The sequence below is a fragment of the Streptomyces sp. NPDC046716 genome (assembly GCF_040645755.1).
In the GTDB taxonomy this organism is placed as follows: domain Bacteria; phylum Actinomycetota; class Actinomycetes; order Streptomycetales; family Streptomycetaceae; genus Streptomyces.
Map to the genome: position 1 here is coordinate 32891 of NZ_JBEYYU010000046.1, position 18431 is coordinate 51321.

An 18431-nucleotide genomic window follows, 5' to 3' on the forward strand; every position below is an offset into this window, starting at 1 on the left:
GGGCACAGGCCCTCTTCCAAGAGCGGCAACATCGGACTGTGCCCCTCCATTTCCACTTTGCCGAATCATTACCGTACGAGACAGCGTGGCGGCTCGGCGTGGCCGCGCCGCGTACCCTCGTACCTGTGACCCCGCGTACCCCGTCCCGCCCCGTAGGAACGGTGACGCGAGGCACCACCAACCCCAACCGGCTGCGCCGCATGGACCGCTGGATCGCGGCCGCGCACGGCGCCGCGCTGCGCCGGGCCGCCGACCCGGTGGCCGTCGACCTCGGCTACGGGGCCGCCCCCTGGACCGCCGTGGAGCTGCTGGCCCGACTGCGGGAGACCGCGCCCCGCGCGCGCGTGGTCGGCATCGAGATCGAACCCGCGCGGGTCGCCGCCGCGAAACCGTACGAGCGCGCGGGCCTGGAGTTCCGGCACGGCGGCTTCGAGGTGCCACTGGACCCCGCGGGGACGTCCCCGGTCCTGATCCGCGCGGCGAACGTGCTGCGCCAGTACGACGAGGACCGGGTCGCCGACGTCTGGCGGCGGCTGTGCGGGCGGCTCGCGCCCGGCGGCCTCCTCGTGGAGGGCACCTGCGACGAGATCGGGCGGCGGCACGTGTGGGTGGCGCTCGGCCCCGAGGGGCCGCGCACGGTGACCTTCGCGACCCGGCTCGGCTCCCTGCACACGCCCTCCGACCTCGCCGAGCGTCTCCCCAAGGCGCTGATCCACCGCAACGTCCCCGGCGAGCCGGTGCACGCCTTCCTGCGCGACTTCGACCGGGCCTGGGCGGCGGCCGCCCCCTACGCCTCGTACGGCGCCCGGCAGCGGTGGATCCGCACGGTCCGCGCCCTGACGGCCGACTGGCCGGTGGTGGACACCCCGGCACGCTGGCGACAGGGCGAAGTCACCGTGGCATGGGGTGCGTTGGCGCCCGTCGGGGGCATGAGGGACTGACGGGATCGGCGGGAACGAACTCGGCGCGCCGTTCGTCACACCGTGCGGGGTCTGTCGGATTCGGCGTCCACGTGGCACCATCCACCGAACGCGCACAAGTTACTGACGGTAAATCAGGTTTCACCACGGGGTGATCCTGAGACGGTCTCGGCTGTGGGGGCGGAGCGGATGAGCAAGCGGAGCACGACGACGATGGCGGCCCTGGCGGTGGTCTGCGCCGTGACCGTCCTGGCGGCGCCCGGAGCGGCCTACGCGGCCCCGACGCCCACGCCCTCGACGACCCCGCCGACCCCGAAGACCCCTGAGACCCCTGAGAACAGGGACCTCGAGGCGGTCCGCGCGAAGATCGACAAGCTGTACCACGACGCGGCGGTGGCGACGGACGAGTACAACGCCGCGGAGGAGAAGGCCGAGAAGCAGTCCGACGCGATCGTGAAGCTGGCCCAGAAGATCGCCGACGGACAGCGCCGGCTCGACCGCCTCAAGAGCAGCGCGGGCGCGGTCGCCCGGGAGCAGTACCGCAACGGCGGCATCCCGCGCGAGACCCGGTTCCTGCTCTCCGGCGACCCGCGGCAGTTCCTGGACAACGCCGGCCGGATGTACCAGGGCCAGCAGGCCACGAAGAACCTGATGTCCCAACTGGCCGACACCCAGGACGATCTCGCGCGCTACGCCGACGACGCCTCCGCCAAGTGGAAAGAGCTGGACGCGGGCGCCAAGGACAAGGCCGCGGCCAAGAAGAAGATCGAGCGCCAGATCAAGGAGGCGCAGGCGCTCGAGGGCAGGCTGGAGAAGAAGGAGCGCGAGCGGCTGCGCAAGCTGGAGGAGCAGGCCGAGCAGCAGGCGCAGACGGCCTGGCTCTCCTCGGGCGTCCTGAAGGAGATCAACGGCCGGGCGACGCCCGCGGGCAAGAAGGCCGTCCAGTTCGCCACCGCCCAGCTCGGCAAGCCGTACGTGTGGGGCGCCGAGGGCCCGAAGTCGTACGACTGCTCGGGGCTCACCTCGCAGGCCTGGGCCTCGGCCGGCCACGGCATCCCGCGCACGTCCCAGGAGCAGTGGAAGCAGCTCGAGCGCATCGACATCGAGGACATGCGCCCCGGCGACCTGATCATCTACCACGACGACGCCAGCCACGTCGGGATGTACATAGGCGACGGCGCCATCATCCACGCGCCGCGCCCCGGCCGGACGGTGACCGTGGCCGGAGCCGGTTCGATGGCGATCCTGGGAGTCGTGCGGCCGGACGCGTGACGGGCCGCACGGCGCAGCAGGTGACGGGGCGCCACCGCGTGGCGCACCCCACGTGACGCATCACACTTCCTTCACTCCAGTTCCACCGTTCCGACGTGATCTTCGTCATCCCCCATCCAGCCCCCAAGGGCCGGAACCTGCCCAATTCCGCTCGTCGGCACGGCATATGACGGGGGCCGATTGCCGTTCACCATTCCGTTCGGGCGGCGGCTGACGCTAAGGTCCCGTCGGTGGTTCGAGGACCTTCGTCCCACCGCGCCCTCGGGGGGAGGGAAGGAAACCTAGCGATGCCCGTACCCGTACCGCGGCAGAGAGCGATCCCGGCCGTGGAAGGTGGTCAGGGTCGAGCTGCGTCCACGACACCGTCCGCCGGACCGGCCCATCGGCCGACCGCCCACGACACGACCGGCCCCACGGCCGCGAAAGGCAGCAGCACCGGCACCCGAGCCCTCGACACCACGGATGTCACGGAGAACACCACGGACACCATGGCCACAGAGGAAACCGGCGGCCCGGCGGCCGGCCAGACCACCGGCCTCACGCTCCTGGTCATCGAGGACGACCCGGCAGGGTCGCTCACCGTCCCGGAGGTGCCGGACGCCGCGGGCAAGCCGATCCGTGTCCGCACCGCCCGCAACCTCACCGAGGCCGAGCGGCTGCTCACGCACGACGTCAACTGCATCCTGCTCGACCTCGCGCTGCCCGGCGCCAAGACGGACACCGACGAGCTGGAGACGCTGCGGCACGTGCTGCGCCTCGCGCCCCGGCACGCCGTCCTGGCGCTGACCGCGTCGGGCGACGCCGAGCGCGGCGCCGAGGCGGTCCGGGTCGGAGCCCAGGACTATCTGTTCCGGGACGAACTGGACGGCCGGCTCCTCGGCCGCGCCATCCGCTACGCCGTCGAGCGCAAGCGCGGCGACGTGGCCCAGCGCAAGCTGACCGAGTCCCGGCTGCGCGCCCAGGAGAACGTCCGCCTGGAGCGCGGCCTGCTGCCGACCCCGCTGCTCGAAGGATCGTCCCTGCGGTTCGCGTCCGGCTACCGGCCGGGCCGCTCCCGCGCCCTGCTCGGCGGCGACTTCTACGACACGGTCCGCACGCCCGACGGCACGGTCCACGCGATGATCGGCGACGTCTGCGGGCACGGCCCCGACGCGGCGGCGCTCGGCGTCCAGCTGCGCATCGCGTGGCGGGCCCTGACGTTCGCGGGCCTGTGCGGCGACGAACTGCTCTCCACCCTCCAGCGGGTCCTGGAGCACGAGCGGTCGGACGAGGAGATCTTCGCGACGCTGTGCACGGTGGACATCGCGCCGGACGGCCGCCGCGCGGGCCTGTGCCTGGCCGGCCACCCGTCGCCGCTGATCGCGAGCCCGGGCCGCGAGGCGACGCTGCTCCCGTACGAGAACAGCGGCCCGGCCCTCGGGCTGCTGCCGAAGGCCCGCTGGCCGCGGATGCAGGTGGAGCTGGGCCCGTCCTGGAACCTGATGCTCTACACGGACGGCCTGATCGAGGGCCGGATCGGCAAGGGGAACCAGCGCCTCGGCCAGGAGGGCATGGTGGAGATGATCCGCCGTCAGCAGGCGCAGGGCCTGCGCGGCGAGGAACTGCTGGAGGCCGCGATGAACGAGGTGCGCGACCTCAACGGGGGCGAGCTGACGGACGACGTGGCGGTCCTGCTGCTGGACCGGTGACCGGCTCCCCGGTCACCGGTGCCGGCCGGGTCAGCGTCCGCCGTTGTACGGCCCGTACGGGCCGTCGCTGCTGGAGCCGCCCCTGCGGCCGCCACCGCCACCGCTGACCTGCCGGACGGCGGGCCGCACGTCGACCATGTACACGATCGTCGCGATGAGCCCGATGATCGGCAGGAACGACAGGATCCCGAAGATCCAGTTCACGACGAAGGCCAGCGCGAGAATGATCAGCCAGAACGGCTTGGTCTTCTTGTCCGCCGCCCGGAACGCGTCCTCACGCCGGATCGCGGCGTCGACCAGCGCGAAGCCGCTGAAGACGATCAACGCCAGGTTCAGCAGCGACAAGAAACTGTTGAAACCCTGCATCAGCACAACGCCACCACCCGTATCGACCTGCCTGCGCCACGGCGCCCCGTCATTCTGGTCACCGTACCCGTACAACGGGCCGGGCACGCGAGACGTGCCCGACCCGTCGGCGTACGCCGTACGCCCTACTCTGCCGTCGCCGCGGTGCCGGTGCCCGGCTTCTTGGCGGCGGGGGTCTTCTTCGCCGTCGCCTTCTTGGCCGTGGTCTTCTTCGTGGGCGCGGGCTTCTCCGCCGTGGCGGACGGAGCCTGCGCGGCCGCCGGCTCGGGGTCCGGCTCGACGGCCCCGGCGATCTCGACGATCTCCTCGGCCGCCTCACCGCGCCAGTGCTTCACGGTCTCCTCGCCGTGCTCGGCGACCTTCTCGTAGGTCTCGCGCGCCTTGACGGCGGCCTCGGCGGCGATGCCGACACCGCGCAGCGCGAACTCCTGCGCCGTCTCGCCGAGCTTCTTCAGGTCGGTGTCGAGACCGGTGACGAACTCGTTCACCTTCGCGGTGAGCACGGCCTGCGCCTCCTTGGCGCGGCCGGTCGCCTTCTCCTGCACGTCCTTGGGGTCGGTGTTGCGTACGGCCTCGAAGCGCGCGGGCGCCTCGGCGCGCAGCTGCTCGACGAGCCCCGGCACCTTCTTCGCCTGCTGGTACGTCAACTCGGCGGCGCCCGCGGCGAAGTAGAGCGGGGTCGGGTCGGAGAAGGTCTTGCGCAGGTCGTCCTTGATGGCCATGGCGTGGTCCTCCCGGATCACATCAACTGCTACTTGCTTGAGGGCTCGGCACCGTCGCCGTCGTGGTTCCCGTTCTCTTTCCTGAAGGATTCGTAGATCTGCAACAGGACTTGCTTCTGCCGCTCGTCGAGCGAGGGGTCGGCGAGAATCACCGCACGTGTCTCGATCTCGTCCCGGTCCCGCTCCGCGTCGAGGATGCCGGCGCGCACGTACAGCGTCTCGGCGGAGATCCGCAGGGCCTTGGCGACCTGCTGCAGCACCTCCGCGCTCGGCTTGCGCAGCCCGCGCTCGATCTGGCTGAGGTACGGGTTGGACACCCCGGTGGCATCGGCGAGCTGACGGAGCGACAACTGCGCGTTGCGACGCTGCTCGCGCAGATACTCGCCGAGATTGCCGACGTTGAGCGATGCCATACGTCGATACTGCCCCACCCGCGCTAACTATTGCAAGCAGATGCTTGCAATAGTGCGCCTCGTCTCATCGGACGGCCGCGCCCGGAACGCACAAGTGCCCTGATCCGCTGTCGGATCAGGGCACTTGCGCGAGCGGTCTGACGGTTGAGCGATGCGGCGGAGCGGAATCAGACCGCGTACGCCCCCGGGCCCGGCTGGGCTCCGCCGAAGCCCTTGGGGTTCGGGCCGTAGTTGTTGTCCCCGGGAGTGCCCTCGAGGACGGTCAGGACGAGCAGCCAGATGCCGCCGATGAGCGGCACGAAGCTGATGAAGAACCAGGCACCGGAGCGGCCGGTGTCGTGCAGCCGGCGGACCAGGACACCCAGCGAGGGCAGCAGCGTCGCCAGGATGTACAGGCCGTAGACGATGTAGAGGGCCGAGCTCTTGGTGACGGCGGCCAGAATCATCAGGACGATCGCGATGATGGCGTTGAAGAGCGCGAACATCCAGTACTCGGCGCGCCGGGCCCGCCCCTGGAACGTCGCGTACTTCTTCAGGACATCGGTGTAGTAGTGCACAGGTCCCCCCTGCGTAAGTGCTTATGTCATGCTCACATCCGCATGATTCCCGCTGAACCTAGACGAGAGCGCGCACCTTGGTCAACGTCGTTCACCTCGTGAGGTCCGACGGAGTGTCCAGGCGCGTCAACTTACCCGGATTACGCACCACATAGACCCGCGTGATGCGCCCGTCCTCCACCACGACACTGACCGTCGACGGCACGCCGTCGAAGTCGACGCGACCGGCGGGCTCGCCGTTGAGGAGGACGACGGCGGTGGCGAGTTCCGACACCTTTCCGTGCGCGCCCGCGAGGATCCGCGCGACCGACTCGGCGCCGTGCAGCGGCGCGAGCGCGGCCGCCACCACGCCGCCCCCGTCGGTGATCATGACCACGTCGGGCGCCATGACCTCCATCAGCTCCTGGAGCCGCCCGGTGCGCAGCGCGGCCAGGAACCGCGCCACGACCTCCCGCTGCTCCGCCCGCTCCACCCGCATCCGGGGCCTGCGGGCCGCCACGTGCGCGCGGGCCCGCCGCGCGGTCTGCCGCACCGCCGCCGCCGACTTGCCGACCGCCGCGGCGATCTCCTCGTACGGCAGCTCGAAGACCTCCCGGAGCACGAACACCGCGCGCTCGGCCGGCGCGAGCGTTTCCAGCACCGTGAGCACGGCGATCGACACGCTCTCCGCCAGCTCGACGTCCTCGGCGACGTCCGGGCTGGTCAGCAGCGGTTCCGGCAGCCATTCACCGACGTAGTCCTCGCGGCGGCGGGACAGGGTGCGCAGCCGGTTGAGGGACTGCCGCGTCACGATGCGGACGAGGTACGCGCGCGGGTCGCCCACCACCGCGCGGTCGACGCCCGACCAGCGCAGCCAGGACTCCTGCACCACGTCCTCCGCGTCGGCCGCCGAGCCGAGCATCTCGTAGGCGACGGTGAACAGCAGGTTCCGATGCGTGTGGAACGGGTCCCCGGACCCCGGTGCGCTCGTCATGCCCATAAGGACACCGGCGGCGGCATGGATGTGACAAGACCGCCGGAAGAACGCTGTGACCTGCGGCGACGCAAGCGGTCAGGAATCGAGAAGCGGTGCCGGGCAGCCGCGGTTAGCGTCGTTCGTACAGACACGGAACCGGGAGCGACCATGACGAACAACGGCATCAAGACCGTCCTCCACCCCGTCTCCGACGTGGCGAAGGCCAAGGAGGTCTACGCGGCGCTCCTCGGCACCGCGCCGCAGGTCGACGAGGCGTACTACGTGGGCTTCGACGTCGCGGGGCAGCACATCGGGCTGGTGCCGAACGGCGCGCAGCAGGGCATGACGTCCCCCGTGACCTACTGGCACGTAGCGGACATTGAAGCGAAGCTCGCCGAGGTGACCGCCGCGGGTGGCACTGTGAAGGAGCCCGCGCACGATGTCGGCGGCGGCCGCCTGGTGGCCACCTTCACCGACCCCGACGGCAACGTTCTGGGCGTGCTCCAGGACAGCTGACGCGCCCGCCCGCCCGGACCCAGGGAGAGACGAGACCGATGAGCCCCGCCAAGAGAGCGGCCGCGGCAGCGGCGGCCCCGCACGCCGCAGACCGCCACGACCTGATCCGTGTGCACGGCGCCCGCGAGAACAACCTCAAGGACGTCAGCATCGAGATCCCCAAGCGCCGCCTCACGGTGTTCACGGGCGTCTCGGGTTCGGGCAAGAGCTCGCTCGTCTTCGACACCATCGCCGCCGAGTCGCAGCGGCTGATCAACGAGACGTACAGCTCGTTCGTGCAGGGCTTCATGCCGTCGCTGTCCCGTCCCGAGGTGGACGTCCTCGACGGTCTGACGACGGCGATCATCGTGGACCAGCAGCGGATGGGCGCGGATCCGCGCTCCACGGTCGGCACGGCGACCGACGCGCACGCGATGCTGCGGATCCTGTTCAGCAGGCTGGGCGAGCCGCACATCGGGCCGCCGAGCGCGTTCTCCTTCAACACCGCCTCGGTGAAGGGCGCGGGCGCGATCAGCGTCGGCACCAAGAAGGCGGTCAGGGCGACGTTCGAACGCCTCGGCGGGATGTGTCCGCGGTGCGAGGGCCGCGGCTCGGTCTCCGACATCGACCTGACCCAGCTCTACGACGACTCCAAGTCGCTCAACGAGGGCGCGCTGACCATCCCCGGCTACACGATGGACGGCTGGTACGGCCGGATCTTCCGGGGCTGCGGCTTCTTCGACCCGGACAAGCCGATCCGCAAGTACACCAAGCGGGAGCTGAACGACCTGCTCCACAAGGAGCCGACCAAGATCAAGGTCGAGGGCATCAACCTCACGTACGAGGGCCTGATCCCGAAGATCCAGAAGTCGATGCTGTCGAAGGACATCGACTCCCTCCAGCCGCACGTGCGCGCCTTCGTCGAGCGGGCCACGGCCTTCTCCGTCTGCCCGGAGTGCGACGGGACGCGGCTGGCCGAGGGGGCCCGTTCGAGCAAGATCAAGAAGGTCTCGATCGCGGATGCCTGCCGGATGGAGATCAGGGATCTCGCGGAGTGGGTCCGCACGCTGGAGGAGCCCTCGGTCGCCCCGCTCCTCGAAGCGCTCCAGCAGAGCCTGGACTCGTTCGTGGAGATCGGCCTCGGCTATCTCTCCCTGGACCGCCCGGCCGGCACGCTCTCCGGCGGCGAGGCGCAGCGCGTGAAGATGATCCGCCATCTCGGCTCGTCCCTCACCGACGTCACGTACGTCTTCGACGAGCCGACGACCGGGCTGCACCCGCACGACATCAGCAACATGAACAATTTGCTCCTTCGCCTGCGCGACAAGGGCAACACGGTGCTCGTGGTCGAGCACAAGCCGCAGGTCATCGCGATCGCCGACCACGTGGTGGACCTCGGTCCGGGCGCGGGGACGGCGGGCGGCACCGTCTGCTTCGAGGGCGACGTGGCGGGTCTGCGGGCCGGCGGCACGACCACCGGCCGGCATCTGGACGACCGCAGGTCGCTCAAGGAGGCGCCCCGCGCCGCGACCGGCAAGCTCTCCGTCCGCGGCGCCGACACCCACAACCTCCAGAAGGTGAACGTCGACATCCCGCTGGGCGTCCTGACCGTCGTCACGGGCGTCGCGGGCTCCGGCAAGAGCTCGCTCGTGCACGGCGCGGTCCCCCTCCAGGAGGGCGCCGAGGGCGTCGTCTCCGTCGACCAGACCCCGATCCGCGGTTCGCGGCGCAGCAACCCGGCGACGTACACGGGCCTGCTCGAACCGATCCGCAAGGCGTTCGCGAAGGAGAACGGCGTCAAGCCCGCGCTCTTCTCCGCCAACTCCGAGGGCGCCTGTCCCACGTGCAACGGCGCGGGGGTCGTCTTCACCGACCTCGCGATGATGGCGGGCACCTCGTCGACCTGCGAGGACTGCGAGGGGCGGCGCTTCGACTCCTCGGTCCTCGGCTACACGTTCGGCGGGCGGGACATCAGCGAGGTGCTGGCCATGCCGGTCGCGGAGGCCGAGGCCTTCTTCGCCGACGGCCCGGCCCGCACCCCGGCCGCCCACAAGATCCTCACCCGCCTCACCGACGTCGGCCTCGGCTATCTCACCCTCGGCCAGCCGCTCACCACGCTCTCCGGCGGCGAACGGCAGCGCCTGAAGCTGGCCACGCACCTGGTGGGCAAGGGAGGCGCGGGTGGCAGTGCCGGCACCGTCTACGTCATCGACGAGCCGACGACCGGGCTCCACCTGGCCGACGTGGAACAACTCCTCGGCCTCCTCGACCGGTTGGTCGACTCCGGCAAGACGGTGATCGTGGTCGAACACCACCCCGCGGTGATGGCTCACGCCGACTGGATCATCGACCTGGGCCCGGGCGCCGGCCACGACGGCGGCCGGATCGTGTTCGAGGGGACGCCGACGGATCTGGTGGCCGAGCGGGGTACTTTGACCGGGGAGCATTTGGCTCGGTATGTAGGGGTGTGAGGGTGTGATGCGGGGGGCGAGCACGTGAGGACTCGCCCCCTGTGATTTCCGCGTCTGCCCGATGGGGGTTCGTCGCGACCTGCGGGCCGGTGGCCGCGCACCTCAAAGATCCGCGCCTGCCCCACGGGGGTTCGTCGCAACCCGCGGGCCGGTGGCCGTTTCTCGCGCAGTTCCCCGCGCCCCTGACAGATCCGCGCCTGCCCCACGGGGGTTCGTCGCGACCCGCGGGCCGGTGGCCGCGCACCTGGCGGGGCGGGGGAAGGCTGCGCGCAGCGCATGTCTTCAGGGGCGCGGGGAACTGCGCGACCAGCCACGACGCGCCCGCAGACGGCATCGCACCGACTAGCGCACCCCCTCGGCCGCCCGCTCCCCCACCCCGCCCTTGTCAGCCACCCCGAGCCCCACGACCCGGGCCCGCGCGGCCAGCGCCCCCGCCGCGGCGACCGGCAGCAGCAACAGCACGAACGCCCCGGCGAACGCCGGAAGTTGACCGGCCGCCACCGCGCTCACCGCGCTGAACAGCCCCGACGCCACGGCAAGCACCACGGTCTGACCGAGGTTCTGGGACGTCTGCATCGCACTGCTCGCCGCCCCCTGCCGATCCGCGGCACTGTGCGCGAGCGAGAGCAGCGTCAGCGAGGGCGCCACCCAGCCCATGCCCACCGCGGCGAGCACCATCGACGCCACCGCCACCGTGGCCGGCACCGCGGGCAGCGTGCAGAGCCCGGCGAGCACCACCGCCACCGCCATCACCCCGGCCCCCACGCGCACCATCAGATGCCGCGGCACCCGTTCCTGAACCCGCCCCTGCACCCACGACGCCCCGGCCCACCCCAGCGCGGCCCCGGTGAACGCGAGGCCGACGACCACTTCCGGCACCCGCCGCTCCGTCGTCAGCATCAGCGGCACGAAGGCTTCGAGCGTGAAGTACGCGCCCGAGGTCAGCGCCCGCAGCAACGCCGTCGCCGGCAGCCCCCGGGCCGCCCGCCAGGTGCCGGGTGGCAACAGACGCGGGGCGAGCACGACCAGCGCCACGAGCCCCGTCCCCGTACACAGCAGGTGCACGACGTCCCACTCCGAGACCCCGAACTGGGTGAGCGCCGCCGCCACGCTCACCACACCGGCGACCAACAGGGCAGGCCGGGGCGGCGGTTCGGCGGACACCGCGTCGGCCCGCATCGGCCGGCCCCGCAACAGCAGGACGGCGGCCGCCGCCGGGATCACGGTGAGCACGGCGAGCCCGAAGAACACCGTCCGCCACGACGACCAGGCCGCCACGAGCCCCGCGAGCGGCGGCCCGGTGAGCGACGGCACGATCCAGCACGTACTCATCAGGGCGAGGGCCTTGGCCCGTACGTGGTCGGGGTACGACTGCCCGATGGCGGCGTTCACGGAGACGGCCACGAGCCCGGCCGCGATCCCGTCCGTGAACCGCCCGAACGCCAGCTGCCAGATGCTCCCGCTGGTCGCGGAGATGATCAGGGTGGCGACGGTGAGCACCACGCCCGCCATCAGCGGCAGCCGCGCCCCCGCCCGGTCCGCCCAGGCCCCGCCGAGCACCCCGCCCAGCAGACTCGCGGCGACGAACGCGCCTGCCACCAGCGGATACAGACCCACCCCGTCGAGATCCCGGGCCGCCATCGGCAGCATCGGCATCACGGCGAGCGCCGCGAACCCGCTCAGGAACATCACGGCGGCGAAGCTGGCGGTGGCGGGCAGATACGTACGGGAGAAGAGCCCCGCGGAGTCGGAAGGAGCGGCGCGTCTCGTCACGAGCCGGAAAGGTACACACCAATCGGCGCCGCCTGCCACGCCTTTTCCCGGCGCCCCTACCCGTCGAGAGCGGTCCCGTACAACCGCGCCACTCCGATCCGGATGACGACGCGCCGCTCGTCGACCATCTCCGCGAAGAACGCCTCCTCTTCGCCCTCCTTGACGAACTCGCGCGCCACCTCCAGCAGTTCGCGCCCCACGGCGTCGCCGGGCGTACCGCTGGGCTCGGTCACCTGGGCCTCCCCCTCCGCGACGGCGAACGCGAAGTCGCCCTGGCGGACATGCAGCGCCGCATGCGGATCGGCCCGGAACTGGCGCGGCTTCAGCCGCCCTTCGGTGGTGGAGACGCGCAGCACACGCTCGTCGGGGCTCCAGTGGTACAGAACCGTGGACAGGTGCGGATGCCCGGTGCCGCGGACACTGGCGAGCACCCCGAACCTCCCTTCCTCCAGGATCTTCCGGAGCTCGGCGTCGGTGAGCGAACGGGGAGCGGGGCCGGCCATGACAGTTCTCCTCAGGTAGTGGTTCGTAGTGGTTCGTAGTGGTTCACAGATGTCGGGCGGCCGGCGACGGGACCGTCACCCGGCCGTACGTGGATCAACGCGCGCCCCGCGTCGCCCGGGCCCCCGTCGGCCGCAGGACGACCAGCGCCACCACGAACGCCGCCGCGATCAGCCCGGCCCCGATGCCGAACGCGAGCCGGTACCCCTCGGTCAGAGCGACGACCTCGGAACTTCCGGTCTCTGCAAGCGCGTTGGCGCGCGTCGCGGCGAGGGTCGACAGGACGGCGACGCCGAGCGCCATGCCTATCTGCTGCGTGGTGTTGAACAGTCCGGAGGCCAGCCCCGCGTCCTCCTCGCCCGCCGCCGACATCCCCAGCCCGGCGAGCGCCGGCAGCACGAGGCCGCCGCCGGAGATCAGCAGCATCACGGGCAGCAGATCGGCCGCGTACTGCCCCTGGACGGGAACGCGCGCCAGATAGCCGAGGGCGCCGGCCAGCAGCACGAGGCCCGCGAGCAGCACCGCCCGCTCCCCGAACCGCGCCGCCAGCCGCGCCGAGACCCCGAGCGACACGGCCCCGATCAGCACGGCGGCGGGCAGCATCGCGAGGCCGGTACGCAGGGCTCCGTAGCCGAGCACGCGCTGCATGTAGAGCGCGGCCAGGACCTGGAAGGCGAACATCGCGGCCAGGGTGAGGATCTGCGTGACATTGGCACCGGCGACGGTGCGCGAGCGCAGGATGCGCAGCGGCATGAGCGGCGTACGAGCGCGGGCCTGCCGCACGAAGAACCCGGCGACGAGCACGAGCCCCGCAGCGACGGCGCCGCCCGCGGGCAGCGAACTCACGCCGTGCGCCTCGATGTTGACCACCCCGAAGATGGCCAGCATCAGACCGACGGTGATCAGCGCGGCACCCCACACGTCCGCGCCCGCCCGCAGCCCGGCTCCCCGGTCGACCGGCAGCGCGGGCACGGCGAGGGCCAGGACGGCGGCGCCGATCGGCAGGTTGATGAAGAAGATCCAGTGCCAGTCGAGCACGTCGGTCAGCACTCCGCCCAGCACCTGCCCGATCGACGCCCCGGCGGCGCCGGTGAAGCTGAACACGCCTATCGCGCGGGCCCGTTCACGCGGATCGGTGAAGAGCGTGACGAGGATGCCGAGCCCGACGGCGGCGGCCATGGCACTGCCGACGCCCTGAAGGAAACGGGCCGCGAGCAGCACGGCGGGCGTCGTGGCCAGCCCGGCCAGGAGCGAGGCAGCGGTGAAGACGACGGTGCCCGCGAGGAACATCCGCTTGCGCCCGACCAGGTCACCGAGCCGCCCGGCGAGCAGCAGCAGGCTGCCGAACGCGATGAGGTAGGCGTTCACCACCCAGCTCAGGGCCGTCGCCGAGAAGCCCAGGTCCCGCTGGATCGCCGGCAGCGCGACGGTGACGATCGAGCCGTCGAGAATGATCATCAGGGTGCCGGTGGCGATGACCCCGAGGGCGACCCAGCGACTACGCAACCCCTCGCGGCGCGCGGCCCCCCGGACCTCTCCTTCTGCTGCTGTTTCTGCTGCTTCGGCTTCTGTGGATACGGCGGACACGGCAGGAGCACCTCCGAGTCGGGCCGCCGCCCCTACCGGGCGGCGACGACAACACGACCGTAACAGATAGTTCTGTTGCAGACTATCTTTCTCCGAACCATTGATGAACTACCCTTGGCTGCATGACCGCGATGACGCCCGCCCCCACCCGGACCAGGCCCGACCTCTCGTACCTCCTGGACCACACCAGCCATGTGCTGCGTACGCGGATGGCGGCGGCGCTCGCCGAGATCGGTCTGACGGCGCGGATGCACTGCGTTCTCGTGCACGCGCTGGAGGAGGAGCGCACCCAGAACCAGCTCGCCGAGATCGGCGACATGGACAAGACGACGATGGTCGTCACGGTCGACGCCCTGGAGCAGGCGGGCCTGGCCGAGCGCAGGCCGTCCAGCACCGATCGCCGGGCGCGGATCATCGCCGTGACGAAGGCGGGGGCCAAGGTCGCCGCGCGGAGTCAGGAGATCGTGGACGGGGTGCACGAGGAGGCGCTCTCGGCCTTTCCTCCGGAGGACCGGGAGGTGTTCCTCCGCCTGATGTCCCACCTGGCCGGCGGCCACCTGAGCACCCCGTCCCCGACCCCGACTCCCGCGCGCAGGGCTCGCCAGCGGGGTTAGCTCCTCGTCGCCGGGTGCGGCCCGCTGGGGTCTCTCACGCAGTTCCCCGCGCCCCTGAGGCTGCGGCTCCGCCGCGCCTCTCAGAGGTGGCGCCGCACGGGCGCGCCTCCCAGGCGAGGTGCCTCACGAGCACGCTTCTCCGATGACGCGTCGCACAAGCGCACCTCTCTTGATGAGATGCCGCACGAAGTGCGCATCTCAGGGGCGCGGGGAACTGCGCGAGAAGCGGCCACCGGCCCGCACACGAAGAACCACTCAGGATCGCGGGGAACTGCACGACCACAAGAACAGCCGCACCCACCCCCCACGTCAGCCGAACGGCAACTCCCGCGCGTGCACCACATCGAGCCGCGACACAGCCCGGGTCAGCACCACATACAACCGCTCGAGCCCCCGCACCTCGGCCTCCACGATCGCCGCGGGCTCGACGGCCACGACATGGTCGTACTCCAGCCCCTTGGCCTCCCCGGCGGCCAGCACACCGACCCGGACCCCCAGTTCATCGGCCCCGCCGACGACAATCCCGGCAGCGACAAGCCCGTCCCGCACCCGCCCCACATCCCCCTCGGCAGCGATCACCCCGACCGACCCGGCGAACCCGAGCGCCCGCCGCACCGCGTCCACGACCCCGCCCACCAAGTCTCCGACCTCCCGCACCCGCAACTCCCCGTCCCCGCGCAGCGACCGCGCCGCGGGCACCGCGACATCGATCCGCTCCAGCACCCGGTTGGCCAGCCCGACCACGGCCGCCGGCACCCGGAACCCCACGGTCAGCGGCACCACCCGCGCCTCCGGCCGCCCGAGATGCCCGAGCAGCCCACCCCAGCTCCGCGCCGCCCAGGGCGTGGTGCCCTGCGCCAGATCCCCCAGCACGGTCAGCGAACCGAACGTGGCCCGCCGCGCGATGACCCGGGCCTGCATCGGGGACAGATCCTGCGCCTCGTCGACGACGATGTGCCCGTACCCCTCGGGATGCCCGAGCAGCCCGGCGACCTCGTCGACCAGCACCAGATCGGCGGCCGACCACCGGGCGGACTTCCACGAGCGCGCCGCCCGCGCCCACAGCACGGCCCGCCGCTCCGCCGCGTCGAGCACCCCGTCCGCGGCCCGCGCCAGCACCTCCGGATCCGACAGCAGCCGGTGCACGACCTCCTCGGCCCGCACCCGGGGCCACACGGCGTCCACGTAGGCGCTCATGGGCCGGGACCGTTCGATCCGCTGCAGCCAGGCCCGGTTGACGTTGACGGCCCGCCGCTCGGCGCGCTCCTGGATGTATCGCACGGCCCTGCTGCGCACCCGCTCGCGCCCGACGGCGTACGGCGGCGCCTCGGCGAGCACGCCCTCGACGATGCGCACCAGTTCCGCGGCGGGCACCCTCCACCGGTACGAGACCTGCGGATCGGGGACCGCCAGATCGTCGACGATCCCGGCCGCCGACACCCGCGCGTACAGCGCCCGCCGCAGCACCTCGGCCATCCGGGCGTCGTGCTTGACGACGGCGGCGGCCTCGTCGTCGGACGACCGCACGGTCAACGCCTCCGAGCCCACCAACTCCTCCACCGTCGACTGCCGCACCCCGCTCTCGCCGAGCGCGGGCAGCACCGCGGAGATGTAGGAGAGGAACGTCCGGTTCGGCCCGACCACCAACAACCCGCCCCGCTGGACGCGCTGCGGGAACGTATAGAGCAGGTACGCGGCCCGGTGCAGCCCGACAGCCGTCTTGCCGGTGCCCGGCGCCCCCTGCACGCACACGGACGCGGTCAGCGCCTCCCGCACCAGATCGTCCTGTTCCGGCTGGATGGTCGCGGCGATGTCCCGCATCGGGCCGACGCGCGGCCGCTCGATCTCCCCGGCGAGAATCCGGCTCCCGGAATCCGCCTCTCCGGCCCCGATCCGCTCGTCCTCCAGGCTCGTCAGATCCGCCGTGTCCCCCACGCTCCCCGGCGCCCAGCCGAACCGGCGCCGGACATCCACACCCTGTGGATCCTTGGCGCTCGCCTGGTAGAAGGCCCGGGACACCGGCGCCCGCCAGTCGACGACGAGCGGCGGCGCGGCCGGATGCTCCGTGATGCGCAGCCGCCCCACGTGGTAGCTCTGCCCCGCGTGCTCCCCCGCCGCCCCGAAGTCGAGCCGCCCGAAGAACAACGGCGCCGGCGGCAGCTCCTTCATCTCCTTGGCCCGGCTGCGCAGTTGATAGCCGAGCACCTCGGCGTCGGCGCCGGAGGCGGAGGCGTTCTCCCCGATGACGACCTGCTCGTCGGCGCCCTCGACCATGGCGGTGAGGGCGGTGCGGCAGGTGTCGTGGAAACGGCGTTCGGAGGCGAGCAGGAAGCCGAGGGAGTCGCGGGAGTCGTCACTCATGCCCCCACGATAACCAAAATACGTTACCGAGTAACATTCTTTACTCTGTAACGTTCCCCACCGACGCCGCCACCCCCCGCTCCAACTGCCCGAACCCCAGCTCGGCGGCGCGCACCGCGTCCGCCTCGATCGCGTCGGCCGACTCCCCGGCCGCGATCCGCCGCCCGTTCTCCTGCGCCAGCACGCGCTGCACGGCCACGATCTGCCCGGCGGCGAGCCGCGCCTCGAACTCCGGCCCGCCGAGCGCCCCCGCCAGCGCCGCCTCGGACCGCTCCTGATACCCGTACAACCGCGCCACCAGCGCCGGCGTCCCGTACAACAGCCGCTGATAGGCCAGCACCGCCGGGTGATCGCAGAGCCCCGTCACCGGATCCCGCCGCGCGAGCCCCGCCAGAAAGTGCCGCCGCAACGCCTCCAGCGCACCCTCCCCCGCCGCACGCCCCGCCACGACCCGCGCCGCCTCGTCCTCATGGTCGGCGAACCGGTGCAGAACCAGGTCCTCCTTGGAAGCGAAGTACCGGAACAACGTCGGCTTGGACACCTCGGCAGCCGCGGCCACCTCGGCCACCGACACCTGCTCGTACCCCCTCTCCAGAAACAACCGAACAGCGGTCTCGGAGAGCGTCTCGCGGGTGCGCCGCTTCTTCAGTTCGCGGAGGGAGGGGGGTGGGGTGGTCATGGGGAGGAGGGTACGGGGCCGAGCGCCGGCGGCTCAGGCAGCGGTGGCGCGGCGCCAGGAGGGCACCTCGCCCACCAGTCTCCACATGTCGTCGAAGTGCTTGACCCACATCCCGATGGCGGCCTCGTCCTGACTGCCGTGATCGCCGGCGAGGATGGTGATGTCCGTGTCGTATCCCCTGGGGTCGTAGTACTCGGCACCGCGAAGCGGCATACGAGTCGCGACGTTGTACAGGCCGTGAAGGACGCGCTTGCGGTTGAAGATGCACAGCTTTTGCAGCGGAGACCCCTGAAAGACGCGGTACTGACAGGTCACATCCATTCTTCCGATCCGGGTGAGCCCCTCCGCCAGTTCGGAGAGGATCTGGTCGTACTCCTGACATCGTCGCTCGGCTCGAGCCCGAAACTCCGGGTCGTCCTGCGGCTCGTTGTCCGCCCCCACTCGCGAGGGCACCAGCATCGGACGTGAGAAGTCCGGCACCATGATGCGGATGACGACCCGGCGGGTGGGGCCAGGGTTGTCCGCAAGCCGTTCGAGACGGCGGTACAGCTCGTTGTAGAGGGTCTCCCCCGTGTAACCGAAGAAACTGATCTCCACCCGTCGCGCCTCGAACGCCTCTGCCACAAAGCCGCCCAGCTCACGGGAGTTGACCCGCCCACGTGCCGGGGGCCGGGCGGCCTGGGTCAGATCGCGCAGCGCGTCGTAGACGACGTATCCGACGAGACTGAGCAGCGCGCCGCCCAGAAACGCCGTGCCTTCGAGTGCATCCCCGACCGGTTTGACGAACTGGGCCAGCAGCCCCGTGATGAAGATGACCGCCAGCAGGACGCGGATGACCACCGGCTCGAACCGCTCCTGGAACCGCCGTAACGCACGCCAGAGTCCGGCACCGCTCTCCGCGCCCCCCGTGCCGTAGGCCATGCGCCGCCCCTCACTCAGGATGGGGTTCACGCGACACTCAGGCCCGATCCCGCACCGAGAGCGTCGCCGCCTTCCCCCCAGAACCCCATCATCCACGCTCGGGCGAGGCGCAAGAAGAGAAAGAAAGGGTCGCGCC

The 18431-nt window shown here is 71.4% G+C and carries 16 protein-coding genes and 1 pseudogene; 6 read left to right on the forward strand and 11 right to left on the reverse strand.

Features of this window, described 5'->3' with window-relative positions; genetic code table 11:
* Positions 1-125 precede the first annotated feature (125 nt).
* From ABZ930_RS29155 to ABZ930_RS29165, 3 genes are all read left to right on the forward strand, one after another.
* On the forward strand, positions 126-941 hold the full coding sequence (locus ABZ930_RS29155) for a class I SAM-dependent methyltransferase (protein WP_361554000.1): 816 nt from the start codon (positions 126-128) through the stop codon (positions 939-941).
* Between the two features lie 168 nt (positions 942-1109).
* Entirely contained in the window at positions 1110-2192 is a 1083-nt protein-coding gene (locus ABZ930_RS29160; RefSeq protein WP_361554003.1) for an NlpC/P60 family protein, read from the forward strand.
* A 287-nt stretch (positions 2193-2479) separates the two neighbouring features.
* Positions 2480-3880, forward strand: a complete 1401-nt coding sequence (locus tag ABZ930_RS29165; RefSeq protein WP_361554006.1) for a SpoIIE family protein phosphatase — start codon at positions 2480-2482, stop codon at positions 3878-3880.
* 30 nt (positions 3881-3910) lie between these two features.
* Here the strand turns inward: ABZ930_RS29165 and ABZ930_RS29170 are convergent, their stop codons facing one another.
* From ABZ930_RS29170 to ABZ930_RS29190, 5 genes and pseudogenes are all read right to left on the reverse strand, one after another.
* Positions 3911-4246, reverse strand: a complete 336-nt coding sequence (locus tag ABZ930_RS29170; protein ID WP_353943845.1) for a DUF2516 family protein — start codon at positions 4244-4246, stop codon at positions 3911-3913.
* Between the two features lie 125 nt (positions 4247-4371).
* Positions 4372-4968, reverse strand: coding sequence for a hypothetical protein (locus ABZ930_RS29175; RefSeq protein WP_361554009.1), 597 nt, complete (start codon positions 4966-4968; stop codon positions 4372-4374).
* Between the two features lie 68 nt (positions 4969-5036).
* Positions 5037-5381 (reverse strand): annotated as a pseudogene (locus ABZ930_RS29180) (helix-turn-helix transcriptional regulator); the annotation flags it as partial.
* 167 nt (positions 5382-5548) lie between these two features.
* On the reverse strand, positions 5549-5938 hold the full coding sequence (locus tag ABZ930_RS29185) for a DUF805 domain-containing protein (RefSeq protein ID WP_361554012.1): 390 nt from the start codon (positions 5936-5938) through the stop codon (positions 5549-5551).
* A 91-nt stretch (positions 5939-6029) separates the two neighbouring features.
* Entirely contained in the window at positions 6030-6911 is an 882-nt protein-coding gene (locus ABZ930_RS29190; RefSeq protein ID WP_361554015.1) for an RNA polymerase sigma-70 factor, read from the reverse strand.
* A gap of 150 nt (positions 6912-7061) precedes the next feature.
* On the opposite strand from ABZ930_RS29190, the gene ABZ930_RS29195 reads away from it, so the two are divergent.
* Together ABZ930_RS29195 and ABZ930_RS29200 are read left to right on the forward strand one after the other, a co-directional pair.
* Positions 7062-7409, forward strand: coding sequence for a VOC family protein (locus tag ABZ930_RS29195; protein WP_361554018.1), 348 nt, complete (start codon positions 7062-7064; stop codon positions 7407-7409).
* Between the two features lie 38 nt (positions 7410-7447).
* Positions 7448-9859, forward strand: a complete 2412-nt coding sequence (locus ABZ930_RS29200; protein ID WP_361554021.1) for an excinuclease ABC subunit UvrA — start codon at positions 7448-7450, stop codon at positions 9857-9859.
* A 342-nt stretch (positions 9860-10201) separates the two neighbouring features.
* On the opposite strand, the gene ABZ930_RS29205 is transcribed toward ABZ930_RS29200, so the two are convergent.
* From ABZ930_RS29205 to ABZ930_RS29215, 3 genes are all read right to left on the reverse strand, one after another.
* Entirely contained in the window at positions 10202-11548 is a 1347-nt protein-coding gene (locus ABZ930_RS29205; RefSeq protein WP_361554114.1) for an MFS transporter, read from the reverse strand.
* Positions 11549-11688: 140 nt separating this feature from the next.
* Positions 11689-12135: a TIGR03618 family F420-dependent PPOX class oxidoreductase gene (locus ABZ930_RS29210; protein ID WP_361554024.1), complete on the reverse strand. Its 447-nt coding sequence runs from the start codon at positions 12133-12135 to the stop codon at positions 11689-11691.
* A 94-nt stretch (positions 12136-12229) separates the two neighbouring features.
* Positions 12230-13639 carry an MFS transporter gene (locus ABZ930_RS29215; protein WP_361554117.1) on the reverse strand — a complete coding sequence of 470 codons (1410 nt, stop codon included), beginning with the start codon at positions 13637-13639 and terminating at the stop codon, positions 12230-12232.
* Positions 13640-13842: 203 nt separating this feature from the next.
* Here ABZ930_RS29215 and ABZ930_RS29220 point away from each other — a divergent pair, with 203 nt between their 5' ends.
* The gene (locus ABZ930_RS29220) at positions 13843-14334 is read left to right on the forward strand and encodes a MarR family winged helix-turn-helix transcriptional regulator (RefSeq protein WP_361554027.1); all 492 of its coding nucleotides are present in this window, start codon (positions 13843-13845) and stop codon (positions 14332-14334) included.
* A gap of 309 nt (positions 14335-14643) precedes the next feature.
* Here the strand turns inward: ABZ930_RS29220 and ABZ930_RS29225 are convergent, their stop codons facing one another.
* From ABZ930_RS29225 to ABZ930_RS29235, 3 genes are read right to left on the reverse strand one after another with little or no spacing between them, the layout of a single operon-like run.
* Positions 14644-16695: an AAA family ATPase gene (locus ABZ930_RS29225; RefSeq protein ID WP_361554029.1), complete on the reverse strand. Its 2052-nt coding sequence runs from the start codon at positions 16693-16695 to the stop codon at positions 14644-14646.
* 40 nt (positions 16696-16735) lie between these two features.
* Positions 16736-17374, reverse strand: a complete 639-nt coding sequence (locus ABZ930_RS29230; RefSeq protein ID WP_361554032.1) for a TetR/AcrR family transcriptional regulator — start codon at positions 17372-17374, stop codon at positions 16736-16738.
* A 33-nt stretch (positions 17375-17407) separates the two neighbouring features.
* A complete protein-coding gene (locus ABZ930_RS29235) occupies positions 17408-18295 on the reverse strand; it encodes a hypothetical protein (RefSeq protein ID WP_361554035.1) in 888 nt (295 codons plus the stop codon).
* Positions 18296-18431: the final 136 nt, after the last annotated feature.